This window comes from Streptomyces sp. NPDC101776, from assembly GCF_044766845.1.
Classification (GTDB): Bacteria; Actinomycetota; Actinomycetes; order Streptomycetales; family Streptomycetaceae; genus Streptomyces.
This window is the reverse complement of sequence record NZ_JBIWMV010000024.1, coordinates 136,686-163,550: the sequence shown is the minus strand read 5'-3', so window position 1 is coordinate 163,550 and position 26,865 is coordinate 136,686. Positions and strand designations below refer to the sequence as shown.

The window sequence follows — 26,865 nt, the reverse complement described above, 5'->3', positions numbered from 1 at the left end:
CGGACAGAACAACTTGAGGACAGCCCAGCAGGACGTCAGTCAGTGCCCGAGCCACAGCCACCGGAACCTGAGTACCAGCATCAATGTCAGTGCCGCCTGTTACGTTCTGTGACATGACCGATCACACCTTGCGACTGCTGCGCCGGCACGCTCACCTGGCCGAACTGGCCGCGTTCCCCTTCGACTTCGACCTGGACCGCACGGACCACGTCGAGGAGGTCCGGCTGGCCTCGGGCGCCCCGCTGCGGCCGGTCGCCGGTGACGGCTCGGGAGGTACGTACTTCGAGTGCGCGGACGGTTCCGTGCTGTACGCCGACTCGGAGGGCTCGGCCGGGATCATCGGCTCCAGTGTCGACGAGGCGCTGGAGCTGGTGATCGGTCTGCCGGGCTGGCGCGATCATCTGGACCTGTCCCCGTCCGACGGGCCCGAGAAGATCCTGTCCCTGGTCGCGGAGACGGAGGACGAGTTCCGCGAGGACTACAACCTGGACGAGGCGCGGCCCGAACTCCGCGCCGCCCTGGGCCTGTCCGTGCGTTCCCCGGTCGAGCTGATCGGCATGCTGCACGCGGCCCTGCTGCGCACGGAGCCCGACTTCCTGCTCCTGAACGCGGAGGAGGGCGGCGCCTACGCCCTCCTCGACCGGCATCCCCGTCCCCCGCTGTGGGAGCCGGTGCTCGCCCGGGGGCGGGTGGATCTGGCGGCGCTGCGCGCGGGTGACCGCACGGTGTGGGACACGGTGGCCGGGGACCCCGTACGGCGTCGACTGGCCCTGCGGGCCGCGCAGTTCGACCGCGCGGACGGTGACCTGGAGTTGCTGCGGCAGCTGCTACGGCGCGAGACGGAGTCGTCGATGACGGACGAACTGCGGCTCGCCGCCGTGCTGGTGGGCCTGCGCGGGCACGCCGAGGATCTGCCGTTGCTGCACGAGGTGCGGGAGACGGACTTCGACACCGCGTGCGGGCTGGGCGAGATGCCGGGGCCGGACGCGGACGGAGCGGCCCTGCGCGAGTGGGCCCGGGAGCTGGACGAGTCTCTCTTCGGTACGGACCCCTCCGACGAACCTCCGTCCACCTGGACCGAGTTGGCGGCCGATCAGGGGCTCATCGAGTTGGCGCGGGCAGCCCTGATCCGCCGGTTGGACGAGATCGAGCTGGACCAGAGCCTGTTGCGGCTGCCGGACACCCCGAAGGCACTGAACCCGTCTCCCCTGGGCGCGTTGGCCCACGAGTTCGAGCAACTGGGCGACCGCGTCCAGGCGTTGCGCGCCCAGCGCCGCTACGCCGCCCTCCAGGACTCGGCGTGGGACCGCGTCTCGGCCCGGCTGACACAGTCCCGCCTGGAGCGGGAGACGGGTCAACTCACCGAGGCCGCAGGGACGTTGACAATCCTCCGGGGCGCGCTGACCGACCCCGGGGACGAGTCGCTGCGGCACTGGCAGGGCGTGAACCTCGGCCGGTTCGTCGCCGAGGAGCACTACGCCCTGACCCGCGCGCTGGCCGACGCGGACCTCCCGGCGGAGGCCCGGGTGACGCTGGCCGCAGCCGACGCGATACTCGGCGAGCTCTCGGGCGCCGCCGCGACGGCCGTACGGGAGCTCGCCGAGGACGTGGCGGAGCGGGTCCGGGATCCCAGAGATCTCGGGTGAGGCCAGGGATCTCGGGTGAGGGGTCGTCAGGCGAAGGGCATCGCCGGCACCCGGTCCGGGAGGAAGCCGTGTGAACGCCGGGCCAGGTACGCGGACTTGTAGCGGTCGACCTCGCGGTGCCAGTTGAGGATGCCCGCCATCCAGTGCTGGAGGTCGGTCACATAGCCCCGCATGATCTCGCGTGCCTCGTCCGAGAGCTCGAAGTCGACGTAGACGATGGGCAGTTCGTTCGCGGCGACGTGTTCGAACTGGCGCATGCGCTGGGTCATCAGGTCGTGGACGACGCCGAGCGCGGTCGGGTAGTCGATGCCGAAGAAGTTCTGGACGACAAGGATGGCGTTGTGGACCTCACCCTCGTACTCGATCTCCTTCTGGTAGGAGAAGACGTCGTTGAGGAGACAGGCGTAGTCGATGGCCGCGTTCTCCAGGGAGCGGACGGGGCCGGTGCGGTAGACCTCGGGCGGGACCTTCGGGCCGTGGCCCATGCGGCACATGCTGAGGGTGAGGTCGGAGCCGAAGGTGGCGCGGCGCATCTCCAGGTAGTCGACCGGGTCGGGGACGCGGTGCTGGATCTGGTTGCCCAGCTCCCAGACCCAGCTCTCGGTCATCGTGTTGATGGAGTCCTTCAGAGTGCGCCGGTCGTCCAGGGGCATCTCGGCGGTGGTGAGGGCCCACAGGTCGATGAGGCCGCGCTCCATGCCGTTGACCGGCACGAGGGCCGTCTCCCCCTCGACGGGCATGCACTCCGAGAGGCGTGCCGTGGTGACGCGGGCGGCGGCGAGGTCGCCGCGGATGCCGTAGACGAGGGGGTAGTAGTCGTCGCCGTAGGTCCCCCAGGCGAGCCAGCGCGAGCTGAGGTCGAGGGCAGCCTCGGTGGCGTCCGGGTCGATGCCCGCCGCGCAGAGCGGGAGGTCGGCGGCGGCGAGTTTCTCCTCGTCCCAGACGCCCTCCTCCAGCATGCCCACGGAGTGCGTCCAGTCGACGAGGCGGTGCCGGGCGCCGTCGAGGTGCGGGCTCAGTTCGACCTGGAACGGCATGTAGAAGTCGGGGAGTTGGGAGGGGCCGACCTTCTGGAAGGGCACGTGGGTGTAGGCGCGCAGCCGCTCGGCGCCGGCCGCGGCGAGCAGGGCGCCGACGTCGGTGGCGGAGGTGCCGATGCCGGTCGGTCCGTTCAACGGCGAGTTGTCGAGGGCGCCTTCGTTCATGTAGCGGCTGGAGCGCAGGTGCCATTCGTGGCCGCCGGACTGCCAGTCCTGGAGGCCGTGGGCGTAGGCGGCGACCGCCCTGACCTCGTCCGGGGTGAGACCTTTCTCCAGGGCCACGGCGGGCACTTCGGTGAACGCGGTGTGCTCGAACTGGTGGAGGCGGGAGGTGAGGACGTCGTTGACGGTGTCGGCGGCCTCCTGGGTGGTGCAGCCGAAGAAGGTCTCCAGGACGAGCACGCCGTTGCTCAACTCGCCCTCCTCCTCGACCTCCCGCTGGTAGGAGAAGAGGTCGTTGCGCAGGTGGACGCCGTCGGAGAAGGTCTCCATCAGCACCCGCAGCGGCCGCTCCTCGGCCACGGACGCGGGCACTTCGGAGGTCGCGTACTCCACCAGACCGGCCGACCAGGGCGCGCCGCCCACCTTGCGGCGCATCTCGATGTACTCGACGGGGTTGGCGACCCGCCCCTCGTTGATGTTGGACAGCTCCCACAGGGACTCGTTGAGCAGATGCTCGGTGGCGACGGCGAAGCGGCGGCGCCAGTCGACGGACATCGACGGCACGGTGCGCGCCCACAGGTCGGCGAGTCCCGCCTCGACCGGATTCTCCGGCTCCGGTACGGGGGTTGTCAGGTCGAGCGGCATGAACAGCGGCAGCCGGTCCAGGTAGGCCTTGCCGCCGGCGCGGTCCTGGCTGCGCTTGAAGATCTCCAGGAAGTGGTCGTCGAAGAAGAACACCCACACGTACCAGTCGGTGATCAGCGACAGGGCGGGCCCGTCGCAGTCGGGGTGGGTGTAGGCGCAGAGCAGGCCGTAGTCGTGCGCGTCGAGATCGGCCTGCTCCCAGATCCCGGAGCCCTCCAGCATGCCCATCTCGCGCGCCCACGTGGAGGAGTGGGCGCGGGCCTCGTCCAGATGCGGGTTGAGGCGTGCGGGATACGGCATGTAGAAGTGCGGGAGTTCGAACGGCTGGGTCATGGCCGGGCCCTACCCGTGGCCCTGGGCGGCCATCCCGGGCAGGGGACATGATCACACCATCGCGTGAATCGAGGGTGAACCCATGAGTTTTCGCGGCATCTTGTGGCGTTCACTTCTAGGCGCGCGGACTACGGGGGTTCACGTGTCCCCTCCCTCACCGGAGTCCCGATGAACCATGCCGGCTCCTTCTCCCGCCGCACCGCGCTCGCCTCCCTGGCCGGGGCGGCGCCGGCCGGCACCGCCGCGTTCCCGGCGGCGGCGTCCGATCGCCACGGGTCCGGGCGGACCGTGCGGTTCGCCACGTTCAACGCCTCGCTGAACCGGGGCACGCAGGGCGCGCTGGTCACCGACCTGTCGACACCCGACAACGCCCAGGCGCGCAATATGTCGCCGAGACGATCCAGCGGGTGATCGCGGGTGACCAGAACGCCGATCCGTGCGACGGCGACAGCTACGACCACGCCGTACGGCAGTTCCTCGACCACCCGGCGATCAACCTGCCCGCGAAGCCGCCCGCCGGCGCGGGCGGGGTCGAGGCGGCGAAGCTCCAGGGCGGCGCGAACGTCGGCCAGATCGACAACCCGGCCCACGACACGGGCGACTTCAGCGACACCGCCCCCGGCAATCTGCGGGTGGACCACGTCCTGCCGTCCCAGGGGCTGGTCCCGCGCGGCAACGGCGTGTTCTGGCCGACCTCGGACGACTCTCTGTACCGCCTGGTCGGCGACGGCACGACGGTCGTGACGTCGGACCACCGGATGGTGTGGCAGGACGTACGGCTGGGTCAGGGCTGTCCGGACAGGTGCGGGACGAGTTCCTCGCCGACCCACGCGAGCGCGTCCGGCAGCGCCTCCGTGCTCACCGGCAGCCACAGGGACGCGGAGACCAGCCCGGCTTCGGACAGCCGGCCGAGCTCGTCCCGGACGCTCTGGGCGCTCGCGTCGGCTCCGCCCAGCGGGCGCCCCGGTACCTTCACGGCGGGCGTGAAACCGGGCGGCACGAGGAACAGGCCTGCTGTCAACGCCAGTTCACCGGGATCGCGTCCCACTTCTTCGCCGAGCACGTCGAGTCGCGCCCGCACCCCGGTGAGTCCCTCGGCATCGACCCCGGAGCCGTGCCACGCCTCGCCGAACCGCAGGGCCCTGCGCAGCGCCGCGTCACTCTGCCCGCCGATCCAGACCCTGGGTCCGCCCTCGGTTCGGGGCAGCACCCCGAGCCGCGCGGAACCCTCGCCGCGCCACAACTGCCGTACGACGGCGAGCTGTTCGTCGGTCCGGCGGCCTCGGCCCGCGAACGGGACGCCGACGGCCGCGTACTCCTCGGTGTCCCAACCGGTGCCGACACCGAGCGTGAAACGGCCGCCGGAGAGGCGGTCGAGGGTGGCGGCCTGATGGGCCAGGATCAGCGCGTTGTACAGCGGCAGCACCAGCACGCTGGTGACCAGCCCGATCCGTCGCGTCGCCCCGGCCACGGCGGCCAGCAGGATCAGCGGGTCCGGGGTCACGCCGGTCGCACCGGCCACCGCGTGGCCGCTCGCGAAGACGTGGTCGAGGCCCGACTCCTCCGCTCTGACAGCGAGTTGAAGGACCGCGTCCACCTCCTCGTCCCGGTCGGGCCACAGGCGGTGCGGTGCCACTCCGATACGCATCTCGGTCGTACTCCCCTCGTCCGACAAGAACGTCAGTGACGACCCAACAGCACGACGGGCTCCGGGGACACCCCGTTCACGCCCGCACCTGAATCAGCGCATGGGTGCCGCCGGTACGCCAGCGCTGCCCCTCCGCCGCGACCAACGCGGCCTCGGTGCGCGCGTCCAGGCCCGTGATCACATCGGACTTGAGGGTGCGCAGGGCGGCGACCGGGCCCGGGAAGTAGGCGGTGACGTCCGCGAAAGGAGTGGTCGGGGTCCAGAGGCGATCGCCCACCAGGCGGCGGTAGTTGAGGTCGCCCTTCACGATCGTCAGGGTGGCGGCGGCGAACTCGGCGCGGAGGTCGGCGGGCATCTCGGCGTACGGCAGCGGGGCGCAGGAGAAGGGGTGGGCGCGCACGGTGAGGCGGCCGTCCGTCATGGCCGACCAGAGGCGGTGGCCGTACGTCGCCGCGGCACCCGGCGCTCCGGTCAGCCGGTGCAGGGCGTCGACCACGTCGGCGGTCGTGGCATCGGAGACGTAGTAGGGGTGCGGCTTGATGTGAAGTACCGCGCGCTCGATGCGCCCTTGGTCGAGAAGGTGCGCCAACAGCAGGAGATCGGGGATGAGTTCGCGGCCCGCGTTGTCGGCGACGAGGCAGAGGGTGCCATTCCCGGTGCCGGTGCCGGTGCCCGTGCCGGTGCCGTCGCCGTCGCCGGACAGGAGTGACCAGAGCAGTTCGCTGTCGTCGGCGACCAGCGCCGGGACGGGGGCCTGTGTGGCCGACTCCGCCCCGGCCGCGGAGAGACGGAAGCCGAGGTCCGCGCGGTTGCCCCAGAGGGAGCCGTGCAGCAGGGCCCGGTCGCGCTCTTCGGGCGACTTGCCCTCTAGCGCGTCGAGTGCGGCGAGTTCCTCGTCCGTCTCGGGGGCGTCGAGTTCGGCGCGCTTGAAGGGGCGGAACGGGTCGATGCCCTGCCAGGCGCCGGGGCCGAAGTAGCCCACGGCGTCGAGGAGTTGGCGGTAGAAGTAGCTCTCGGACCAGAGCCAGGGCACGTCGTACCAGGACTGTCCGGCGTAGGTGTCGGTGCCCCAGGCCGCCCACCGGTCGTGGTCGGCGGCGGTCGCGGGGAGGGGTTCGACCGGGCCCTCGGTGCAGTTCTTCAGGAGGGCGTCGAGAGCACGGTGCTGCCCGGGGCCGTAGGGGAAGGCGTCCCGGACCTGCTGGATGATCGCCGGGTGCCGTTCGGCCAGCACGCTGCGGGGAAACGAGCCGGGCTCGTTGCCGAGGATCACGGACGCGGCGGGGGTGACGGGCATGCGCCTCACCGTACCGGGCCGCCCGGTCGACTCCGGCCTGCCGGGCGGGCCGGCCGACCTCGCTGCACCCAGCGGGTCAGCCCCCCACCTCGATCTCCCGCTCCAGCCGCGCCGCCAAGCTGAGATAGCGGGCACGGCGTGGCACAGGCACCAGCCCGCGGATCACCAGGTGCCACATCTCGGCCGTTCGGCGGGGCTGGAGGGCGACCGGTTCGAGGGTGCGGCCCAGGACGCGGATGCCTACGAAGAGGCCGACGAGGGTGTGGGCGACCGCGTCCACGTCGATGTCGGGGTGGGCGTCGGCTTCCGCGACCGCGCCCGTGAGTTTGCGGGAGGCGATGTCGAGCCACTCGGTGAAGGGGTGCGGCATCGGGGGCCGTACCTCTATCTCTCCTGCGGCGAGCCGGAGTCCGGCGCGTGGGATGGGGCCCTCGATGGCCAGCCGTGTCATGGCGAACGTGACACGTATCAACGTCTCCAGTGAGGAGTAGCCCCGGTTGTCCATCTCCTTGGAGATCCGGCGCGAGGCCTTGGCCTGCAGCTCCAGGATCGTGTGGGCCAGGTCTTCTTTGGCCGCGAAGTGGAAGTACAGGGCGCCTTTGGTGACTTGAGCGTGGTCGACGATGTCGCTCAGGCTGGTGGATTCATAGCCCTGCCGGTCGAACAGCTCGGCGGCGGCCGTGATGATCGTTGTGCGGGTCTGCTCGGCCCGTAGCTGCCTCACCATCGACTGACATACTCCCCTGAAGGAAAAACAACGGCCCATGCCGTTTTTTATTACCCCCTGTAGACAGTAGCTCACCGTGCGGCGGTGCCGACTTTGCACCCCAAGACTGCCAACACCCCTCACGTTCCCATCACTTGCACCCCTGCGTCACCCCCGCCCCGACTCTTGACCACTTTCGGTATCCGTGGCACGTGTCAACACCGGTTACCGGCCACACAGAAGACCGACCGCCCCGGCGAGGCGCCCCCGGGGAGACGCCTTACCTTACGGGTCAGTCGGTCTGTTTCTGTGGATACCCTGTGCCACCTGAGGCACTCCCAAGCACCGCCAGGCGCACTGTCGGGCCCGCTGCCAGTGCCGCCGTCAGGCTCGCTGTCAGAAGGTGAGCTTCCAACTGTTGAGCGTGCCGGTGTCCTGCGCGGCGGTGTCCTGGACGCGCAGCTTCCAGGTGCCGTTGGCGGTCTCACCGGACGCGTCGACCGTGTAGGTGGCCTTGACGTCGTCGGCGGAGTCCGAGGTGCTCGCGGCCTTCAGCCGGTACGTCGAACCGTCCGGCGCGACCAGGTCGAGGACGAGGTCACCGCGGTAGGTGTGGGTGATGTCGACGCCGATCTGGAGGGCCGAAGGCGCGTTGCCGGTAAGGCCGTTGACCGCGATCGAGGACTCCACGGCCGAGCCCGCGTCGGGGACGGCCACGGCGGTGGTGCTGGAGAAGGTCGTCCCCGTCGTCGTCGTACCGCCACCGCTACCACCGCTCACGGCCTGGACGGTCTTCGCCGCGTCCGCGAGTCCCGCACCGCAGCCGCCGGAGCAACTGCCGGGCAGGGCTCGGGCGTTGGCCTTGATGGCCGACTCGATCCGGGCCGGGGTCAGCGAGGAGTTCGCCGACTTCATGAGCGCGACCAGGCCCGCGATGTGCGGGGTGGCCATGCTGGTGCCCTGGTAGTAGGCGTACGACTCGGTGGACGCCGTCTTGGTGCCGGAGTTCAGCGTGGAGTAGATGCCGTTGGCGGTGCCGGTGCTGGTCTGGCCGCCAGGGGCCGAAATGTCCACGCCCGTACCGTAGTTGGAGTAGGACGCTTTCGCGCCGGCGCGGTTGGTGGCAGCGACCGAGATGACGTTGGCGCAGTTGCCCGGCGAGTGGTTCGCGACGTTGTCGTTGTCGTTGCCCGCCGCCACGACGACCGTGGTACCGCGGTTCACGGCGGCGGTGATCGCGCCCTGGGTGGCCGAGGTGCAGGCACCGTCGCCGCCGAGGCTCATGTTGACGACCTTGGCGATGTTGCCGTTGGCGGGGACGCCGGAGACGGTGCCGCCGGACGCCCAGGTGATGGCGTCGATGATGTCGGAGTCGTAGCCGCCGCACTTGCCGAGGACGCGCAGCGGGGAGATCTTCGCGCCGTAGGCGATGCCCGCGATGCCCTTGCTGTTGTTGGTGACGGCGGCGATGGTGCCGGCCACGTGCGTGCCGTGCCAGGAGGAGTTGCTCGCCCCGATGCCCGTGCCGCACTCGTTGGCCGCGTAGTAGTCGCCGGGGTCGGCCGGGTTGCTGTCGCGGCCGTCGCCGTCGACCGAGACGGCGGTGTCGGTGATGAAGTCGTATCCGGCGACGATGTTCGCGGCGAGGTCGGAGTGGGTGACGTAGCCGGTGTCGATGACGGCGACGGTCACACCGCTGCCGGTCGAAGTCGGCCACGCGGCGGGCACGTTCATGCCGGCCGTGGACTCGAAGAGGTCCCACTGCTTGCCGTACTCGGTGTCGTTCGGGTCGGCCTGCGGGGTGTTCAGCCGGTCCGGTACGACGTAGGAGACCTGCGGGTCGGCCTTGAACTCGGCGATGACGTCGGCGACTTCGGTCGTGCTGTGCGCGTCGCCGAGGCCGACGAGAGCGGCGCCGGTGCCGAGGCGGCGCTGGAAGTCGACGCTCTCGCCGGTCTCCTTGCCCTTGGCGGTGGCGTCGGCCTCGGCGGCGCGGTTCGAACTCGCCTCCGCCGCACCGGACTTGTAGCCGACGATGAGACGCTCGGCGAGGGCGCCGGGAGCGGCCTCGGTCTGTCCGGGGAGGGCCGGCGCGGCGGCCTGGGTGGGGGGCACCTGGGCGACGGCGGCCGAGGTGGCGACCGTGGCGAGGAGGGCCGCGGAGACCGCGGCGACGGATATCAGGGTCCGTCCGGTGGGGAATGCCGTGGGAGTGCGCAAGGGCTTGCCTTTCGTGGCCGTACTCCAAGCAGCGCGGAGCGGCGGTCGATTCGCTTCGTCGTCGAAGCGGCGGGGGGTCGAGCCAGAGAGCGCCGGGCGCGGGCGACTACCTCGACAGGGGTTGCCTGCGGGTCACCTGTGGCCAAACGATAGGCAAAGAGAAGGTCATACGGATACGGGGGAAACCCTCGATCAGGCCGGAAACCACCCCTGATTATCAGCCAGTTGACCAGGTAGATCCCGATTCGCGGCAAGGGAAGGCCCGAAGGGGACGGACTGAACGCGCCGGGCCCGGTTTCCGTATTCCACGAACAGACCGTTGCCGCGCCGGCCGAGGAGACGTTCCGGATGTCCCGGATGACCGCACATCGCACTGCCATGGCGGCCGCCGCCATGGCCCCGCTGCTGCTCACCGTCTGGGCGGCGGGTCCGGCGCAGGCGCACGGGGCGCCGACGTATCCGGTCAGCCGGGTGTACGCCTGCTCTCCGAACGGCGGCAGCGCGGCCGGGACGGCGGCCTGCAAGGCGGCCGTGACGGCGAACGGCGGGCCCTTCACCTTCTGGGACAACGTCCGGGTCCCGGACATCAACGGACGGGACCGGCAGCTGATCCCCGACGGGAAGCTGTGCAGCGGCGGTCTGGCCGACTACAAGGGACTCGACCTCGCCCGCACCGACTTTCCGTCGACGCGGCTGACTCCGGGGGCGAAGCTGACGATGACGTACGCCTCGACGATCGCGCACACCGGCACGTTCAAGTTGTATCTGACGAAGGCCGGTTACGATCCGGCGAAGCCGCTCACCTGGTCCGAGCTGCCGGCACAGCCGTTCGCCGAGGTGAAGGACCCGCCGCTGACCGGCGGCGCGTACCGCATCAAGGCGACGCTGCCGACGGGCCGGACCGGGCGCCAGCTGATCTACACCATCTGGCAGAACAGCAGCACAGAGGACACCTACTACTCGTGCTCGGACGTGGTGTTCCCCGGGGGCACCACCGCTTCGCCGACGCCCACGACAGGGACGGCCGGTTCGAAGGGGAAGACGCCGAGCCCGTCGGCGTCCGCGACCAAGTCCCCCGCCGCCGCGAGCAGTTCGGCCAAGGCTCCGGCCTCCGCCACGGCGCAGAAGGCCTCCCCCGCCGAGGAGGGCACCGCGCCGGGCAGCAGTCCGGTGGCGTCCGACACCGACGCCTCTTCGAGCGGTCCTTCGGCGCCCATGATGGCGGGCGGCGCCGCCGCGGTGCTGGTGCTCACCGGGGGCGCCGCCCTGGCCCTGCGACTGCGTCGACGCTGAACTCGACGCCTACAGGCCCTGGTTGATCCTCAGTTGTGGTGGATCTCCTTGCTTACGGCCTCAGTTGGTGTAGACCGCCGCGCCGTTGTCCGTCACCGGGGCGTACTTCGCGGTGAAGTAGCCCGCGCTGAAGCACAGGGACGAGCCGGAGGTCTTGGTGAAGGCCTGGCTGGTGAAGTTGATGCTGGTGTCGGTGTTGTTGGACGTGCCGGACAGGCTGGGCGCCTGGTAGACGCAGGTGATGCTGCCCAGCAGGGTGGTCAGCTTGACCGTGGTCTGGATGGTGGAGCCGCTGGCCGGGGTGACGGTCAGGGTGCCGTCCGAGACCGCCGCGGTGCTGTACGGCAGGTTGTCGACCGTGATGCTGGAGACACCGAGAACGCCGAGGACGTTGCTCGTGCAGCTGCTGCTGGTGAAGGTCTGCCCGGAGACGGACTCGGTGGCGGTGCCCGGCGCGGTCGGGTTGTCGGTGACGGTCGCGGTGAACTGCGACGAGGTGCACTTGATGCCGCTGGTGCCGGTCGCGCTGGAGTACAGGGTGGCCGAGGTGCCGGTGGCCAGCGGCGCCGTGAGGACATCGCCGACGGCGACGGCCGTACCGCCGAGGCTGCCGGTGGTGAGCACGGCGGTGCCGTCCGCCGACGCCGGGACGGTGAAGGGGAGGGTGAGCGCGGCGACGGAGCCGACGAGGGTGAGGACGGTGCGAGTGCGCATGCGGGTGTACCTCTTCTTCGAGATGGAGGGTCGAACCGGGGGGTTCTTTGGGGGGTGGGGGAACTTGGGGGACTTCCGAGGGTGAGGCAACCGCGCCTTGGGGGACGCGAGTTCGCCGCCGCCGGCCCGTGACGCCTTCTCCGTACGTGACGGGCCGGGGCGGCGGCCGGCCGGTGACCGGCCGGTGACCCGCGGGGGTTGGGGGTCTCCGGCCGGGCCGGGCGGTGGGGCGGACGGCACGGGCCAGGGGGAAGCGGCCGTGCCGGGCCGCGGAGGGTTCGGACTCTGGGGGGGCGGTGAAGTGCCCCTGCGGAAAGGGAAGTCCGGGAACGCGGCTCGTGCCGCGCGGCGGATCCGGCGCCACGGATCCGGCAAACAAGGGAGAGTTGTAGACCTGAGTGTCAGTCAACGTCAAGAGATGTAGGGCAAGTTGATGTACAAATCGAGGCTTTGCGGCTGCGCGGGAAGCCCTTGCCCTACAGGTGACACATGATCGACACTCTTTTTTCACAACTCCCTTGACCCTCGAATGTAACCCCCGGTAACTTCCTCGACGGCTACTGCTGCGTAACCTGAAAGCCCTTGCACCCGCCGGGAGTTGTGGGGAGGGGTACGCCGCACTCGCTGTCCGCGCCAGGACAACGCGCCACTTCGACATCGACTCGCGTTGAACCAGAGCAGCACATGGGAGCAGACATGGCTTCACCCTCGGACGCCAACTCGTCCAACGGAAACACCCCCGAGCAGCCGGAGAGCGGTTCCGCACCCGACACCGCCGGGGGGCCCGAAAGACGCGGTCAGGTCCGACTGCGCCGCGCCGCGATCATGGCGGTGCCGGCCACGCTCACCGCCGCGGCCCTCGCGGTGCTCACCGCGCAAGGTGCCCTGGGCGTGCAGTTCTCCATCTCCGGCATGCCGTTCACGGTCACCGCCAAGTCGATGGACGGCACCGGCTTCGAGCAGTTCGGCGACCTCGACAACATGATCCCGGACAGCCCGAACGCGGGCGACACCGGCGGCCAGGAGCTGATCATCACCTCCGCCATCAAGAACGCCACGCTCGACAGTCTGTGCCAGAGCGTCGACCTGGGCGGGATCAACCTGCTGATCAAGGCCGGCAGCGGCGCCACGAAGGTGACGGCGACCGACCTGACGACCGACTCGACGGAGATGTCCGGTAACGCGTCCTTCAACAACATCGAGATCGGCAACGACGCCAGCACACTCAACAAGGCGGGCGTGCAGGGCAAGAAGGGCGTCTTCAGCCAGCAGGCCGACACCGTGCACATCGACAACCTGCGGCAGACCAACTACGCCACCACAGCGGGTGTGTTCAAGCTGCCGGGCCTCAAGCTCAGCTTCAGCGACACGGGTTGCTGATGTCGGAGAACCTGCCACAGCAGGGGAAAGGGCCCGCCTTCCGGCACTGGCGGGCCCGCCGTCCGTTCTGGGGTGGGCTGTTGCTCACCCTGGGCGGCGGGGAGATCCTGCTCACGGAGAAGGTGTCGCTGAAGGTCGCGATGCACATCGGGATGCAGGGCATGACCGGCTATCTGCTCCCCGTGATGATGATGCTGTGCGGACTGCTGATCCTCTTCAGCCCGGGCCAGCGGCTGTTCTACTCGATCGTCGGGATCCTGTGCTCCCTCGGGAGCTGGCTCACCTCGAACCTCGGCGGCTTCTTCATCGGGCTGCTGCTGGGCATCGTGGGGAGCTGTATGACGTTCGGCTGGCTGCCGGACCAGGAGCCGCGCTCGGAACGCCGCCGCCGCAAGCGCGACGCGAAGACGACCACGGAGTCCCTCCAGCCCCAGTCCTGACCCGTCCCCCGGGCCCCGGCGACCGCCGGGGCCCGACGTGTCGGTGGGCTCAGTGGGCGGTCGCGGGCGGCTCCGTGGACGTGGCCGCCGGGGAGTCGGTCTCGGTGTAGACCGTGGCCGGTCGCACCGGGGCCGGGTCCGCCACGGCGTTCTCCTCCTTCATCGCCTTCGCCTCGCTCTTGAGGATGCGCATGGACTTGCCCAGTCCGCGCGCTGCCTCGGGGAGCTTCTTCGAGCCGAACAGCAGGATGACGACGATCGCCACGACCAGCAGGTGCCAAGGTTCCAGTCCGTTGCGGAGCATGGCCTCACCCTCCCTCTTCCGTCACACGACAGTTGCTATGTTGCGCAACTGTACAACCCTGAGGTGAACCGCAGACCCCTCAGGAGCAGCATCACCAGCGCCTGGGTGAGCAGGTTCTCGGTGAACCGGGCCGAGTGGAACAGCACTTCGTCGTCGACGGCGTCCGGGCCGCGCAGGGCGAGCGCGAGCACGCCGAGGGTCGCGAGGTCGGTGACCGTGTTGAGCACCCCGAACCCGGTGATGAACGTCAGGAACGCCTCCGGCCGCAGCACGGCGGCACGGTACCGGGTCGGTCGTGGGCGAGGGCGAGTTGGGCCGCGCCGAAGCACAGCTTCTGGGCGAGCACCTGCGCCGCGCAGCATCGGCGGGAAAGGGCAGCAGCAATCTGGCGGCGAGCATCGCGATCCCGTTGCCGAGGTTCGAGGAGCGCGTGATCCGCAGATACGAGGCGATGTTCGCGCCGCCGTGCCGCCCGGCCGTGACCGCGTGCCGGATCGCGGCGAGGTCCTTGCCGGCGAGCACGATGGCGGCGGCCTCCCGTGCCACGTCCACGGCGGCTCACGGCGCGATACAGACGTCGGCGGCGCGCGGCGCGGGCACGTCGTCGAGACCGTCCCCGAGGAAGCCGACCGTGTGTCCCACCGCGCGCAGGGCGGCGACCGCGCGGGCCTCGTCCTGAGGTGTGCGGCGGTGTCAGAGGCCACGGAGACGGGGGGCGGGCAGCTCAAACCGGGCGGCACGGGCGCCGATGCGGGTGATCGCGAGCCGGACGACGTCGACCACGTCGGGGTCGTCGACGAAGTACACCTGGCGGCGGCCCTCGCGGCGGGCCCGGACCAGGCCCGCGAGCTTCAGTTTGGTGAGGTGCTGGCTGACCGCGGGCAGCGCGCCGCCGACACGCTCGGCGAGCCCGGTGACATCGCACTCGCCCTGGGCCAGCGCCCACACGATGTGCAGCCGGGCGGGCGAGGCCAGCAGCCCGAAGGCCACGGCGGCGTCCGTGAGCACGTCGGCGGACGGGTCGTCGAAGCCTCTGCCGGCTGTCCCCACCGTCGTCGCCTCCCGCCCCCTGCCGTTCGCCTCCCGCGAACCGGGCCAGTCCAGGCGGCCGGAACTTCTCCCCGGGCCGGGGAGTTTCCACGGTGCTGCAGCCACGATTTGTATACGCACGACTACTACGCATGGAGTTCGCATGGCCCTGTGGGACCGCTTCAAGGAGTCCGCGTCGACGATGCAGACCCAGCTCGTGGCGAAGAAGAACGACCTGAAGAGCGGGGCGTTCCGCGACGCGAGCATGGCGATGTGCGCGCTCGTGGCCGCCGCCGACGGCACGGTCGACCCCTCGGAGCGGCAGCGCGTCGCCCAGCTCATCGCGAGCAACGAGGTGCTGCAGAACTTCGACGCGATGGACCTCCAGCGCCGTTTCGACGAGAACCTGAACAAGCTGACCGCCGACTTCGCCTTCGGCAAGGTCAGCGTGCTCCAGGAGATCGCCAAGGCGAAGAAGAAGCCCGCCGAGGCGCGTGCCGTGATCCAGATCGGCATCGTGATCGGCGGCGCCGACGGCGACTTCGACAAGACCGAGCAGGCCGTGGTCCGCGAGGCGTGCTTCACCCTCGACCTGCCGCCGCACGAGTTCGACCTCTGACCGGCCTCCGGGGCACATGACCGGAAGCAGGTTCGACGACCTGGACCGCGGCCTGGTCCACGCCCCGCATATCGACGGCCGGGCGCCCTTCAACCGGATCGCCGCGGTCCTGGACGTCTCCGCCCGGACCGTCGCCCGGCGCTGGTGCGGTGCGAAGCCCGCGAGGATCAGCAGCCCTGCGACCACCGCGGCCCAACTCCGGCCGGGCAGACGGGAGATGTGCCCCCCGATCAGCGGGAGGACCAGAAGTCCGGTGCCGGTCATGGCCGGCAGAGTGCCGGTGAGGTCGAGGGTCGGGCGCTTCGGGGCGCGGTTCTCCGGCAGTCGTAGGACAGGGCGAGGACGACGAGCGCGAGCGGGACGTTGCCCAGGAACACCGCACGCCAGGACGAGCCGAACAGCTCGGCGTGCGTGAAGAGACCGACCGGTACGGGACCGCAGACGCCGGCCCGCGATGTCGCCCGGTCGGCGCCTGGTGATCAGCAGGACCGCGAACGGCAGGGTGCAGGCGGTCGTGAACCACTGGACGTCGGACACCGTCCCGCCCAGCTCGATGTGGATCGCGGGCGCGGCCACCTGCACGACCGTCGCGTCCAGCAGGTTCATCGCCTCCGCGAGGAACAGGGCGACGAGTGCCGGCCATCGGCGTGGGTAGGACCCCGCGGGGGTGAACGACCGTGAGGGTGCGCCCAGTTGACTCATGACCGGAGCGTGGAATCGCGGGGACACCTCTTCCAGCCAGGCGTCCGGGATCGAGGATTTCCTCCATCGGCGACACCCGTGACCACGAGATCTCACCCAGGGAGCCCCGCCTTGCCCGATCACAGCCGCGTCGACACCACCACCGCCCACTCCGCCCGGATCTACGACTACATCCTGGGCGGCACGGACCACTACCCCGCCGACCAGGAGGCCGGTGACGCGATGATCCGGGAGTGGCCCGCCATGCCGGTGCACATGCGGGCCAACCGCGACTTCATGAACCGGGCCGTGCGGTATCTCGCCGGCGAGGCGGGCATACGGCAGTTCCTCGACATCGGCTCCGGCATCCCGACCTCGCCGAACATCCACGAGATCGCGCAGGCGACGGCGGCGGACGCGCGCGTGGTCTACGTGGACAACGACCCGCTCGTACTCGCCCTGTCCCAGGGCCTGTTGGACAGCACGCCCGAGGGCCGGACCGCGTACGTCGAGGCCGACATGCTGGACCCGGCGGCGATCCTGCGCGCGCCGGAGTTCCGCGGGACGCTCGACGCCGGTGAGCCGGTCGCGCTGACGGTGATCGCGATCGTGCACTTCGTGCTGGACGCCGACGACGCCGTGGGCATCGTGCGCCGGCTCCTCGAACCCCTGCCCGCCGGCAGCTACTTGGCGATGTCCATCGGTACGGCCGAGTTCGCGCCGGACGAGGTGGGCCGGGTCGCCCGTGAGTACGCGGCGCGCGGGATGCCGATGCGCCTGCGTACATATCCGGAGGCCGAGGAGTTCTTCGCGGGGCTCGAACTCGTCGGGCCCGGTATCGTCCAGGTGCACAAGTGGCGTCCGGACGGGACGGACACCGAACCGATCAGCGACGCGGACATCGCGATGTACGGGGCGGTGGCCCGGAAACCGTAACCACCGATTCTCCCGCGCTTCACCCCATCAACTTCCGTACGACGTCGAGATGATCACAATGCGGCAGCAACAACTCACTCCATGTCGCTGCTCACTTGACTACCAGCGGTCACACACGATTTGCTCCGAGCCAACGGGAGACTCCCGGCCGGCGTACCTCATACGGCCCCGGGCGAACTCTCCCCGTCCCCGAGCTCGGCCGCACAGCGAGGTGCCGCACCCCCCATGACCACTCCTCCCGCATCTCACGCCTCCTTCCGGCTCATACGCGGCGCGGCGCTCACCGTCGCCGTGGCGGGCTCTCTGCTGCTCTCCGGCTGCTCCGGGACCGGGGGTTCCGACTCCGGTACGGACACGGCCGGTGCCGTGGGCAAGGGCCGGCTCAAGATCGCGCTGGTCACCCACGCGAGCAAGGGCGACGCCTTCTGGCTGCTGGTGCAGAAGGGCGCCGAGGCCGCCGCGGCCAAGGACGGCGTCGAGCTGATGTACGCGAGCGACCCCGACGCCAAGGGGCAGGCGGAGCTGGTGCGGGACGCGATCCGGGACGGGGTCGACGGCATCGCGCTGACGCTCGCCAAGCCGGACGCGATGAAGGCGCCGATCGCGCAGGCCAAGGCCTCGGACATTCCGGTGGTCGGCCTCAACTCCGGTATCGACTCCTGGCAGTCGGACGGCATCCTGGAGTTCTTCGGGCAGGACGAGAGTGTCGCGGGCCGCGCCATCGGCGAGAAACTGGACTCCCTCAAGGCCAAGCACGCCCTGTGCGTGATCCACGAGCGGGGCAATGTGGCCCTGGAGGCGCGCTGCGCGGGCGTGAAGAAGACGTTCACCGGCGAGACCGACAACCTCTACGTGGACGGCACCGACATGGACGCCGTGTCCGCGGGGGTCACGGACCGGCTGAAGCAGGACCCCAGCATCGACGAAGTGGTCATGTTGGGCGCCGATTTCGCCCTGGCCGCGGTCAAGTCCGTGAAGGCGGCGGACAGCAGGGCCAAGGTCGCGACCTTCGACCTCAACCAGGACCTGGTCAAGGCCGTACAGAGCGGGGCCGTACAGTTCGCGGTCGATCAACAGCCGTATCTGCAGGGCTATCTGGCCGTGGACTCGTTGTGGCTGTACAAGACCAACGGCAACATCAGTGGCGGCGGGGTGGCTCCCGTGCTCACCGGTCCGGCGTTCGTGACGAAGACGAACGTCGGCGCGGTCGCGGAGTTCGCGGCCAACGGAACGCGCTGACCGGACACTTCGTACGAGGATGTAGCGAGGACGACCACGATGTCTCCACGGACAGGTGCCCGGCGCCGCGTCGGTTCCATACGTCTTTCCCTGATCCTGCTCGCGCTGGTCCCCAGCATCACGCTGGCCGCCATGTGGGGCCTGACGACGTCCCAGATGTTCGCGGAAGGGCTACGGCTGCGCTCGCAGACGGAGTTGAGCAGGTCGACCGGCGCCATGGGCACCGAGGCCGCGCTCGCGCTCCAGCAGGAGCGCAGTCTCTCGGCGGCGTGGCTGTCCGCGCCGCACAGCTCCCGTGCCGCGCTGGACGCGCAGCGCGTGAAGACGGACAAGGCGGTGGCCCAACTCGTGGGCCAGTCAGGCGCGATCAAGAAGGCGCCGGCCCGCATCAGGGACCGGATGTACTCGGTCGTCGCCTCGGTGGACAGCCTGGAGTACTACCGCGGCCAGGTCGACAAGCCCACCGACATCACGGCCCAGCAGGTGCTGGACCAGTACACCTCGATCATCAACGACCAGATGCAGGCGTTCCAGGCGCTGTCCCAGGTGGACGACGGCGACCTCACCTCGCAGGCCGGTCCGCTCATCACGCTGGAGCGCGGGGCCGAGATGGTCTCCGTCGAGGACGCGCAACTGACGCTGGCCTGGCCCTCGGGGCATTTCGACGACGCGGCGTGGGAGCAGTTCGCGGAGCAGGTGCACGCCCGGCGCTGGCTGGTCGAGAACCAGATCGTCGGCATGTTCACCGGCAGTGCGAAGGCACAGGTCGAGCGGGTGCTCCAGAGCGCGGAGTGGAAGACCCTGGAGTCGGTGGAGGACCAGGTACTCGCGGCCGGCACCACGAGCGGCGGCAAGGACGGCCAGGTCGCCCTGCCCGACCTGCAGAAGCAGTGGAACGCCGCGCTGTCCGAGGTCGGCGACCAGTACACGGACATGATCAGGCAGCAGACGGACGGGCTCCTGGACCGCAGCTCCGACAAGGCGCACAGCCTGCTCGTGACGGCCGGCTCGCTGAGCGCGGGCGGACTCGGCGCCCTGCTGCTGTGCGTCGGCATGTCCTGGCGGATCACCCGCTCCCTGTCCCGCCGGCTGCGCGGTCTGAAGGTGGCCACGCTGGGCCTCGCGGAGGACCGACTGCCGGACGTGGTGGCCCGGTTGAACCGGGGCGAGAAGATCGACGTGGAGTCGGCGACCCCGCCGCTGGACTACGGCGACGACGAACTCGGCCAGGTGGCCCAGGCGTTCAACGCCGCGCAGCGCACCGCCGTGCACACCGCGGTCGAACTCGCCGACACCCGGCGGGGTTTCCAGAAGGTCATCCTCGGCATCGCCCGGCAGAGCCAGAACCTGGTCAACCTCCAGCTCACCAAGCTCGACCAGCTGGAACGCCGGCACGACGACCCCGAGGTGCTGCGCGGCCTGTACGAACTGGACTCCACGGCAAGCCAGTTGCGCCGCTACGAGGAGAACCTCGTCGTCATCAGCGGTGAGCAGCCGCGCCGCAGCTGGACCGAGCCGGTCGCGCTGATCGACATCCTGCGCAGTGCCGTCGGTGAGGTCGCCGAGTACCAGCGGGTGGAGGTGCACACCGAGGAGGAGGTGTGCCTGGCGCCGCCCGCGGTCGCGGACGTGATCCACCTGCTGGCCGAGCTGATCGACAACGCGACCGTGTACTCCCCCGCGCCCAGCCCCGTCGGGGTACGGGCCGCGATGGTCGCCAAGGGTCTCGTGATCGAGGTCGAGGACCGCGGGCTCGGCATGTCCGAGGAGGACTACGCCTCGCTCAACGGACAGCTCGCGGTGGCCCCGCAGTTCGACGTGGTCGCGCTCGCCGACGACCTGCGGCTGGGCATGTTCGTGATCGCCCGGCTCGCCGTCCGGCACGGCATCGCGGTGACGCTGCGCTCCTCGCCGTACGGCGGCACGACCGCGATCGTGCTGATCCCGCACGAGATCGTCGTGCCCGAGGCCCCCGAGGAGTCCGCTCCGGGCGCCTCGAAACGCGCCGACGCGGAAGTGACCGCCGTAGCGGAGAAGGCGGAGCGGACGGCCGCCGCCGCGGCAACCGCCTTGGCGGACCGGGATGTTGACGCGTCGGGTCCCGCGCCCAAGGCCCGGCCCGTCGTACCGCCGGCGCGGTCGCCCGAGAACGAGTCGGTCGCGGTCGGGCTCGGTGGGCTCACCCCGTTGCCGCGGCGGGTGCCGCAGACCAGTCTGGCCAGTGAGTTGCGGGAGGAGGCCGCCCCGGTCGAGGAGGACCTGGAGCTGGAAGACTTCACCGCGGAGCGCGCGGCATCCTCGCTGGCCGGGTTCCAGCGTGGCACGTTCCAGGCGCGGGACGCCATCGACGGCGACGCGCCGACGCAGTACGACCGGGAGGAAGCAGCAGCCTCCCCCAATCCGCCCGCCGACCGCTCATGAAGGACTCCGCCATGACACGACCCGTCCCCGCCACGCACACCCAGCTCGACCAGTTGCTCACCGGACTCGTGGACCGGGTGGCCGAGGTGAACCAGGCCGTCGTGCTGTCCGAGGACGGCCTGGTCGTCAGCAAGTCCACCGGATTCCTGCGCGACGACGCCGAGCGGCTCGCGGCCACCGCGTCCGGTCTGATGAGCCTCAGCAAGGGGGTCAGCATGGACTTCCGGGGCGGTCCGGTGCGCCAGGCGCTGATCGAGATGGCGAACAGCTATCTGATCCTCACCTCGGCGGGCCCCGGCGCCCATCTGGTGGTCCTGACCGGTCCGGGCGCGGACGTCGGGGTCGTGGCGTACCAGATGAACATGCTGGTGAAGAAGATAGGCGAGCATCTCAGCGCCGCGCCGCGGGCCGGCGTCGGCCCCGCGGCCGGCGCCGGCGAGTGAGGTGAGCGGTGGCGACGCGGCGGGGCGGCTCGTACGGCCGTTCACGCTGACCGGTGGTAGAACCCGGCCCAGCCGCGCCGATTTCACCCTCATCACCACGGTGACCGCGGTCGACCCGGCGCCCGCGCGGGCACCCCGGCCGCAACCGGAGCAGTCCCGCATCCTGCGACTGTGCGCCGAGCCGCTGGCGGTCGCGGAGGTCGCCGCCCTTGTCGACCTTCCGGTGAGCGTGGTAGTGATCATGCTCTGCGATCTGCTGGAGGCGGGTCTGATCACGGCCCGTCCGCCGCACCCGGTCTCCCGTACCAGCCCGGACATGGACCTGCTGCAGAAAGTGAGGGAGGGCCTTGGCCGGCTCTGACACCATCGCTCCGGCACCCGCGCCGCCCGAGACGGTCAAGATCCTGATCGCGGGGGGCTTCGGGGTCGGCAAGACCACCATGGTCGGTGCGGTCAGCGAGATCGCGCCGCTGCGCACCGAGGAACCGCTGACCGTGGCGGGCCTCGCCGTCGACGACCTCGACGGCATCGAGGAGAAACGGGCCACCACCGTGGCCCTGGACTTCGGCCGGATCACCATCGGCCAGGACCTGGTGCTGTATCTGTTCGGCACCCCGGGCCAGCAGCGCTTCTGGTTCATGTGGAACGACCTGGCGCTCGGCGCGCTCGGCGCGGTCGTCCTGATCGACGTCCGCCGCCCGAAGTCCAGCTTCGCGGCCGTCGACTTCTTCGAACGCCGGGGCATCCCGTTCGTGGTGGGCGTGAACGGCTTCTACGGCGAACACCCCTACCCCGCGGAGGCGGTGCGCGAGGCGCTGGCCCTCCCCGAGGACGTCCGGGTGCTGCTGTGCGACGCGCGGGAGCGCGACTCGTGCCGGAACGTACTGATCGCGCTGCTGGACCAGTTGATCGAGGCGGCCATCGAGGACGGCGACGGCGGCAAGCTCACTCGTCCGCCCCGGTGAGCGGCTCGTCCGAGGGACCGATGACCCGGGCCGTGAGGTCCGGGTCGGGCATGGCGTGGTCGAAGGGGAACATCGGCCGCCGGATGCGGTGATGACCGAGCCGGACCAGGTCCTGGTCGACCCCGCCCGGGGTGAGGGCCATCTTCCAGTCGGCGGCCATGGCGAACAGTTCGGGTTCGAGATAGCCGATCTTGACGAGCACGAGATCGGCGGAGCGCGGGTCCAACTCCAGTTCGGTGAAGTCGTGTTCGTGGTGGTACGGCTTCCGCAGCCGGGTCAGGACCACTTGCACGCTGCCGACCCTGAGGACCACTTCGGTCCCCGCGTCCCGGTCGCCGTGCCGGACCGAGTGGACGACACCGGTGAGGGTGAGCGGGGGCGCGTGACGGTCGTCGACCTCGGCGCCGGCTGTGACGGTCACGGTGGCGCCGACTCCGGCTCGCTCCGCTGCCTCTACGGCGGCCGGTCCGGGCAGTGAGGCGTAGATGACCGTCGGACCGTCCTGGTCCTTGAACTCCGGGCGCTCCAGCACCTGTTGGAGTCCCCAGGTGACGTCTCCCGCGCCGCCGGCGGTCGGGTTGTCGCCGGTGTCGCTGATGAAGTACGGGCGGGCGATGGAGGCGAGGGCCTCGTCCAGGCAGTCGGCCAGGGTGCCGGTCGGGGCGACGAACGCGAAGTCGTGCCGGGCGTCCCAGAAGCCGCGTGCCAACTGTTCGGCGCCTGCGGTGACTTGGGGGGCGGACGGTCCGGTGACGACGACCGCGGCCCGGTTGCGGGGCTCGTCCGCCCACGCGTAGCCGACCCAGATCGCCGCGTCCGTGACCCCCTCTTTCGCCTCTACGTCTGCTACGGCCGCGTAGACGCTCTTCGCCGGTTCGATACGGGTGGAGGTCTGCTCGCCCGCGAGGAATACCGGTACCGGGATCCAGGCCTTGACCGGGCGGGGGGCGCCGCTTGCCAGGTGGTCGACGAGGTTGCGGGCGGCGCGTTCCTTGGTGTCCATGGCGTCCTCGTGCGGGGCCATGCGATAGCAGGTGATCAGGTCGGTGGCGTGGACCAGTTCGCGGGAGACGTTGCCGTGGAGGTCCATCGAGGTCGACACGCGTGGGTGGGGGCCGATGGTTTGCCGGATGCGGGTGAGGAGGTGGGCCTCGGCGTCGTCCATGCCCTCTACTGTCATCGCGCCGTGGATGTCATACCAGAGGCCGTCTAGCGGACCCAACTCCCTTAGGCGGGCGATGAGTTCGTCGGAGAGTCGGGTGAACGCGGCGGCCGTGACCGTGCCGCCGGGGAGGGCCTTGCCGACGAGGGCGCCTTGCCAGTCTGCGGCTTCCCGGAGCGGGGTGCCGGGGTTGAGGAAGGGGTAGCGGGTGAGGACCTCTTGGCCTCGTTGGGGGTGGAAGGCCGAGGCGTTCGTGCGGGCCGGGGAGAAGGTTGAGGATTCTATGCCGAGGCCTGCGATGGCGATTGTGGGGCGGGATGAAGGCACGGAGGCTCCAGGTTGTGTGTCGTGTGCCGGCTCGTTGTGGCTGGTCGCGCAGTTCCCCGCGCCCCTAAAAGCAACTCATCGCGCCGCCGGTCTATCTGTGACCGTTTGGAGTGCCTGGGCCAAAGCCCTCTGTAGGGCGAACTGGCCTGCGCCCACCAGGCCCGCGTCTGCGCCCAGGCTTGCTCGGTCGATCACCAGGTGTTCTGTGACCAGGGGGTGGCAGCCCTCGTAGAGCTGGCTGCGGACCGCTGCCACGAAAGGTTCCAGGGTGGAGAGGATGCCGCCCAGATACACGGCGTCGGGGTTGAAGAAGTTGACGTTGGCTGCCAGGACCTGGCCGAGGTAGCGGCCGGCCTGGCGGACCGCTCGGGTTGCTTCGGGGTGGGCGTCGGTGGCCAGGCGTACGACGTCCTCGGTGGTCGTCACGTCGAGGCCGTGGCCGCGCAGGATGCGGACGAGGGCGGCGCCGGAGGCGACCGTCTCCAGGCAGCCGGTGTTGCCGCAGGAGCAGGGGGTGTCCTGGGCGGCCTCCACGCGGACGTGGGTGATCTCGCCGGCGGCGCCGGTGCCGCCGCGGTAGAGGCGGCCGTCGGCGATGACTCCGGCGCCGATCCCGGTGCCCACCTTGACCATGATCGACTGGCGTCGTTCGGCGGGCTGGACGGTGTGTTCGCCGACGGCCATGCAGTTGGCGTCGTTCTCGACGGCGGCCGGTACCTCGAAGCGTTCGGCGAGCCAGTCGCGGATGGGGAACCTGTTCCAGCCGGGCATCCGGGCGGGCAGCGTGACGATCCCGGAGGCGATGTCGACCGGGCCGGGCAGGCACAGGCCCACGCCCCGCAGGCGGTCCCTCCCGTGCCGGTCGGCGAGCGCGGTGAGCGTCTCGGCGAGACCGGGCAGCGCGGCCTCGGGGCCGTCCGCCGTGGCGAAGGGCACCGTCGAGACGTCGGTGAGTCCGCCGCCGGGCAGGACGACGCCCACGTGTGCGTGCTTGCCGCCGAGTTCGGCCGCGACCGCGAACCCGTCGCTGCCGCCCAGCCGCAGCACCTTGCGCGGCCGGCCGCCGGTCGAGGAGCGCGTGCCGTGCTCGGCGACCAGGCCCAGGGACACCAGTTGGCCCACGGCGAGGGAGATCGTCGAGGGCGCGGCACCGAGCAGCTCGGCGAGTTCGGTGCGGGTGGCGGCCTGCCCGGAGGCGAGGAGTTCCAGGACGTGCTCGGCCTGTGAGGAGACGCCCGAGGTGCTCTTCCGGCGGTGCGCACTTTTTTCAGGCATGAAGGAAGTTACTTCCGGATCGACGAACGAGGCGATGAGCGTAAGTCACCCGGATGCCCTGTGCGCTTTTTTCAGAACGGCAGTAACAGGCTTTTTACAGCGCCACGCCTATTTCTTCGACCACAGGGGTCGTTGACTGTCCTCACTCCCGCCTCCACCCCTCTTTTTCCGAGGAGAACCATGTCCCCTGTTCGCTCGAGACTCCTCGCCGGTGCCTCCCTGACCACGGCCTCGCTGCTGCTCGCGGGCTGTTCCGGGTCGAGCGGTACGTCGTCCTCCGGGTCCCACGACTCCATCGACTACGCGCTGCCCGCGAACTTCACCCCGAACTGGATCCTCCCGATCGGCACCGCCGCGCACCTCAACACCAACAACATCTCCATCGCGAACTCGCTGTGGGAGCCGCTGATCGCGTACGACGGCTCGACCGGCACCATGGGCTGGAACAAGAAGGGCTCGGTGGCGACCGCCGCCGACTTCGCGGCCGACAACAAGAGCGTCACGATCACCCTCGGCGAGCGGCACTGGAGCGACGGGAAGCCGATCACCTCCGCCGACGTGAAGTTCTGGTTCGACCTCATCAAGGCGAACAAGGCGCAGTGGGCGGGCTACAACCCGGGCAAGGCGCCGGACAACTGGACGTCCTTCAAGACCGTGGACACCCGCCACTTCACGATCACCTTCGACAAGGCGTACAACCCGCAGTGGATGCTGGCCAACGAGTTGAGCCAGATCAACCCGCTCCCCCAGCACGCGTGGGACAAGGCCGGAGACGCCAAGCAGGACTGGACGTACCTCAACAACGCGGCCAAGAGCATCAGCGGTTACGCGACGAACGCCCTGTGGAAGACGATCAGCGGCCCGTACACCGTGAAGTCCTTCTCCACGGCCGGCAAGGTCGTCCTGGCCGCCAACTCGAAGTACGACGGCGGCGAGAAGGCCGGCATCCCCACCGTGAACCTCCTGCCGTTCACGACGGCGGACGCGGAGAAGAACGCGCTGCGCTCCGGGAGCGTCGACTACGGCTACATCGAGGCGACCGACCTCGACCAGAAGGACAGCTTCACCGCGCAGGGCTACACGGTGAAACCCTGGTCGGGCTGGGCGATCACCTACATGCCGTACAACTTCAACAACCCTTCCATGGGTGCCGTGTTCAAGCAGCTCTACGCCCGGCAGGCCGTCCAGCGGTCCATCGACCAGAGCGGTCTGTCGAAGGTCATCTTCAACGGCACGGCGGTGCCCGGGTACGGCCCGATTCCGCAGGCGCAGAGCTCGTCGTTCCTGTCGGCCGCGCAGAAGAGCGACCCGTATCCGTTCTCGACCTCGGCCGCCAAGTCCCTGCTCACCGGCCATGGTTGGAGCGAGGAGGGTGGGGTCATGACCTGCACCGGCCCGGGCACCGGGGCCGCCCAGTGCGGTGAAGGGGTCGCCAAGGGGACGAAGTTCAAGATGCAGGTGCTGTCGCAGTCCGGTTCGACGGTGACCGACAACATGATGAGCGCGATCCAGTCCTCGCTCGCGAAGACCGGCATCACGTTCTCCATCAAGACCGCGCCGGTCAACTCCGTGCTGTCGCAGACCCCGCAGTGCACGGCCTCGCAGTCGATCTGCAAGTGGCAGCTGTCCTACTTCGGTACGGCGGGCAGCTGGTACTTCCCGGCCTTCCCGACCGGCGACTCCCTGTTCCAGTCCAAGGGCGGCGCGAACTTCGGCAACTACTCCAACGCCGACGTCGACAAGCTCATCTCCGCGTCCACGACGTCGAGTTCGACCCAGGCGATCCAGGACTACAGCGCGGCCCTCGCCAAGGATCTGCCGGTGATCTGGCTGCCCGAGCCGGACTACCAGATCTCCGTCGTCAAGAACGGCCTCGGCGGCTTCTCGCAGGACCCGCTCGCCAACTTCCACCCGGCACAGTGGAAGTGGACCGGCTGAGG

24 protein-coding genes and 2 pseudogenes are annotated in these 26,865 nt (G+C 69.9%); 15 read left to right on the top strand and 11 right to left on the bottom strand.

All coding sequences use genetic code 11. The features are described 5' to 3' along the window. Positions 1-113: 113 nt before the first annotated feature. The gene (locus tag ACIRRY_RS44610) at positions 114-1,646 is read left to right on the top strand and encodes a hypothetical protein (RefSeq protein ID WP_403984837.1); all 1,533 of its coding nucleotides are present in this window, start codon (positions 114-116) and stop codon (positions 1,644-1,646) included. A 26-nt stretch (positions 1,647-1,672) separates the two neighbouring features. On the opposite strand, the gene cyc2 is transcribed toward ACIRRY_RS44610, so the two are convergent. Further along, complete coding sequence (gene cyc2, locus ACIRRY_RS44605) at positions 1,673-3,826, bottom strand: germacradienol/geosmin synthase Cyc2 (RefSeq protein WP_403984835.1); 2,154 nt, start codon at positions 3,824-3,826, stop codon at positions 1,673-1,675. A gap of 168 nt (positions 3,827-3,994) precedes the next feature. Between cyc2 and ACIRRY_RS44600 the strand changes: the two genes are divergently transcribed. Together ACIRRY_RS44600 and ACIRRY_RS44595 are read left to right on the top strand one after the other, a co-directional pair. Continuing rightward, entirely contained in the window at positions 3,995-4,237 is a 243-nt protein-coding gene (locus ACIRRY_RS44600) for a hypothetical protein (RefSeq protein WP_403984833.1), read from the top strand. Then, positions 4,234-4,521: pseudogene (locus tag ACIRRY_RS44595) on the top strand (endonuclease/exonuclease/phosphatase family protein); the annotation flags it as partial. The gene ACIRRY_RS44600 and the pseudogene ACIRRY_RS44595, both read left to right, overlap by 4 nt. An 89-nt stretch (positions 4,522-4,610) precedes the next feature. Here ACIRRY_RS44595 and ACIRRY_RS44590 read toward each other — a convergent pair. The 4 genes from ACIRRY_RS44590 to ACIRRY_RS44575 all read right to left on the bottom strand — a co-directional run bounded on the left by ACIRRY_RS44590 (position 4,611) and on the right by ACIRRY_RS44575 (position 9,697). Then, on the bottom strand, positions 4,611-5,474 hold the full coding sequence (locus ACIRRY_RS44590) for an LLM class flavin-dependent oxidoreductase (RefSeq protein WP_403984831.1): 864 nt from the start codon (positions 5,472-5,474) through the stop codon (positions 4,611-4,613). A gap of 76 nt (positions 5,475-5,550) precedes the next feature. Then, complete coding sequence (locus tag ACIRRY_RS44585; protein ID WP_403984829.1) at positions 5,551-6,771, bottom strand: damage-control phosphatase ARMT1 family protein; 1,221 nt, start codon at positions 6,769-6,771, stop codon at positions 5,551-5,553. A 76-nt stretch (positions 6,772-6,847) separates the two neighbouring features. Then, the gene (locus tag ACIRRY_RS44580; RefSeq protein ID WP_403984827.1) at positions 6,848-7,498 is read right to left on the bottom strand and encodes a ScbR family autoregulator-binding transcription factor; all 651 of its coding nucleotides are present in this window, start codon (positions 7,496-7,498) and stop codon (positions 6,848-6,850) included. Positions 7,499-7,873: 375 nt separating this feature from the next. Then, positions 7,874-9,697 (bottom strand): S8 family peptidase, encoded by a 1,824-nt coding sequence (locus ACIRRY_RS44575; RefSeq protein WP_403984825.1) that lies wholly within the window; start codon positions 9,695-9,697, stop codon positions 7,874-7,876. A gap of 348 nt (positions 9,698-10,045) precedes the next feature. Between ACIRRY_RS44575 and ACIRRY_RS44570 the strand changes: the two genes are divergently transcribed. Then, positions 10,046-10,990 (top strand): lytic polysaccharide monooxygenase, encoded by a 945-nt coding sequence (locus ACIRRY_RS44570; RefSeq protein WP_403984823.1) that lies wholly within the window; start codon positions 10,046-10,048, stop codon positions 10,988-10,990. Positions 10,991-11,050: 60 nt separating this feature from the next. On the opposite strand, the gene ACIRRY_RS44565 is transcribed toward ACIRRY_RS44570, so the two are convergent. Then, on the bottom strand, positions 11,051-11,704 hold the full coding sequence (locus tag ACIRRY_RS44565; RefSeq protein WP_403984821.1) for a Tat pathway signal sequence domain protein: 654 nt from the start codon (positions 11,702-11,704) through the stop codon (positions 11,051-11,053). A gap of 696 nt (positions 11,705-12,400) precedes the next feature. On the opposite strand from ACIRRY_RS44565, the gene ACIRRY_RS44560 reads away from it, so the two are divergent. Beyond that, a complete protein-coding gene (locus tag ACIRRY_RS44560; RefSeq protein ID WP_403984819.1) occupies positions 12,401-13,084 on the top strand; it encodes a DUF6230 family protein in 684 nt (227 codons plus the stop codon). Then, positions 13,084-13,524 carry a DUF6114 domain-containing protein gene (locus tag ACIRRY_RS44555; protein WP_403984817.1) on the top strand — a complete coding sequence of 147 codons (441 nt, stop codon included), beginning with the start codon at positions 13,084-13,086 and terminating at the stop codon, positions 13,522-13,524. Before ACIRRY_RS44560 ends, ACIRRY_RS44555 begins: the two co-directional genes overlap by 1 nt. 49 nt (positions 13,525-13,573) lie before the next feature. On the opposite strand, the gene tatA is transcribed toward ACIRRY_RS44555, so the two are convergent. From tatA to ACIRRY_RS44540, 3 genes and pseudogenes are all read right to left on the bottom strand, one after another. After that, positions 13,574-13,828: a Sec-independent protein translocase subunit TatA gene (tatA, locus tag ACIRRY_RS44550; protein WP_403984815.1), complete on the bottom strand. Its 255-nt coding sequence runs from the start codon at positions 13,826-13,828 to the stop codon at positions 13,574-13,576. 77 nt (positions 13,829-13,905) lie between these two features. After that, a pseudogene (locus ACIRRY_RS44545) lies at positions 13,906-14,518 on the bottom strand (magnesium-translocating P-type ATPase); the annotation flags it as partial. A 3-nt stretch (positions 14,519-14,521) separates the two neighbouring features. Then, entirely contained in the window at positions 14,522-14,878 is a 357-nt protein-coding gene (locus ACIRRY_RS44540; protein ID WP_403984845.1) for an ArsR/SmtB family transcription factor, read from the bottom strand. Between the two features lie 142 nt (positions 14,879-15,020). On the opposite strand from ACIRRY_RS44540, the gene ACIRRY_RS44535 reads away from it, so the two are divergent. From ACIRRY_RS44535 to ACIRRY_RS44500, 8 genes are all read left to right on the top strand, one after another. Next, a complete protein-coding gene (locus ACIRRY_RS44535; protein WP_043686538.1) occupies positions 15,021-15,476 on the top strand; it encodes a tellurite resistance TerB family protein in 456 nt (151 codons plus the stop codon). Positions 15,477-15,492: 16 nt separating this feature from the next. After that, positions 15,493-15,891 (top strand): AsnC family protein, encoded by a 399-nt coding sequence (locus ACIRRY_RS44530; protein ID WP_403984812.1) that lies wholly within the window; start codon positions 15,493-15,495, stop codon positions 15,889-15,891. 398 nt (positions 15,892-16,289) lie between these two features. Beyond that, positions 16,290-17,093, top strand: coding sequence for an SAM-dependent methyltransferase (locus tag ACIRRY_RS44525; RefSeq protein ID WP_403984810.1), 804 nt, complete (start codon positions 16,290-16,292; stop codon positions 17,091-17,093). Positions 17,094-17,318: 225 nt separating this feature from the next. Next, on the top strand, positions 17,319-18,332 hold the full coding sequence (locus ACIRRY_RS44520) for a substrate-binding domain-containing protein (protein ID WP_403984808.1): 1,014 nt from the start codon (positions 17,319-17,321) through the stop codon (positions 18,330-18,332). A gap of 39 nt (positions 18,333-18,371) precedes the next feature. Further along, positions 18,372-20,753: a nitrate- and nitrite sensing domain-containing protein gene (locus ACIRRY_RS44515; protein ID WP_403984806.1), complete on the top strand. Its 2,382-nt coding sequence runs from the start codon at positions 18,372-18,374 to the stop codon at positions 20,751-20,753. An 11-nt stretch (positions 20,754-20,764) separates the two neighbouring features. Beyond that, a complete protein-coding gene (locus ACIRRY_RS44510) occupies positions 20,765-21,196 on the top strand; it encodes a roadblock/LC7 domain-containing protein (RefSeq protein ID WP_200678384.1) in 432 nt (143 codons plus the stop codon). 1 nt (position 21,197) lies between these two features. Continuing rightward, positions 21,198-21,557: a DUF742 domain-containing protein gene (locus ACIRRY_RS44505; RefSeq protein WP_019071425.1), complete on the top strand. Its 360-nt coding sequence runs from the start codon at positions 21,198-21,200 to the stop codon at positions 21,555-21,557. Further along, positions 21,544-22,161, top strand: coding sequence for a GTP-binding protein (locus tag ACIRRY_RS44500; RefSeq protein ID WP_403984803.1), 618 nt, complete (start codon positions 21,544-21,546; stop codon positions 22,159-22,161). Before ACIRRY_RS44505 ends, ACIRRY_RS44500 begins: the two co-directional genes overlap by 14 nt. Here the strand turns inward: ACIRRY_RS44500 and ACIRRY_RS44495 are convergent. Both ACIRRY_RS44495 and ACIRRY_RS44490 read right to left on the bottom strand, forming a co-directional pair. After that, positions 22,142-23,650, bottom strand: a complete 1,509-nt coding sequence (locus ACIRRY_RS44495) for a M81 family metallopeptidase (protein WP_403984801.1) — start codon at positions 23,648-23,650, stop codon at positions 22,142-22,144. The genes ACIRRY_RS44500 and ACIRRY_RS44495 overlap by 20 nt on opposite strands. Before the next feature lie 75 nt (positions 23,651-23,725). After that, positions 23,726-24,925, bottom strand: a complete 1,200-nt coding sequence (locus ACIRRY_RS44490; RefSeq protein WP_403984799.1) for an ROK family protein — start codon at positions 24,923-24,925, stop codon at positions 23,726-23,728. Between the two features lie 180 nt (positions 24,926-25,105). Here ACIRRY_RS44490 and ACIRRY_RS44485 point away from each other — a divergent pair, with 180 nt between their 5' ends. Continuing rightward, positions 25,106-26,863: a peptide ABC transporter substrate-binding protein gene (locus ACIRRY_RS44485; RefSeq protein ID WP_403984797.1), complete on the top strand. Its 1,758-nt coding sequence runs from the start codon at positions 25,106-25,108 to the stop codon at positions 26,861-26,863. The last annotated feature ends 2 nt before the right edge of the window (positions 26,864-26,865 follow it).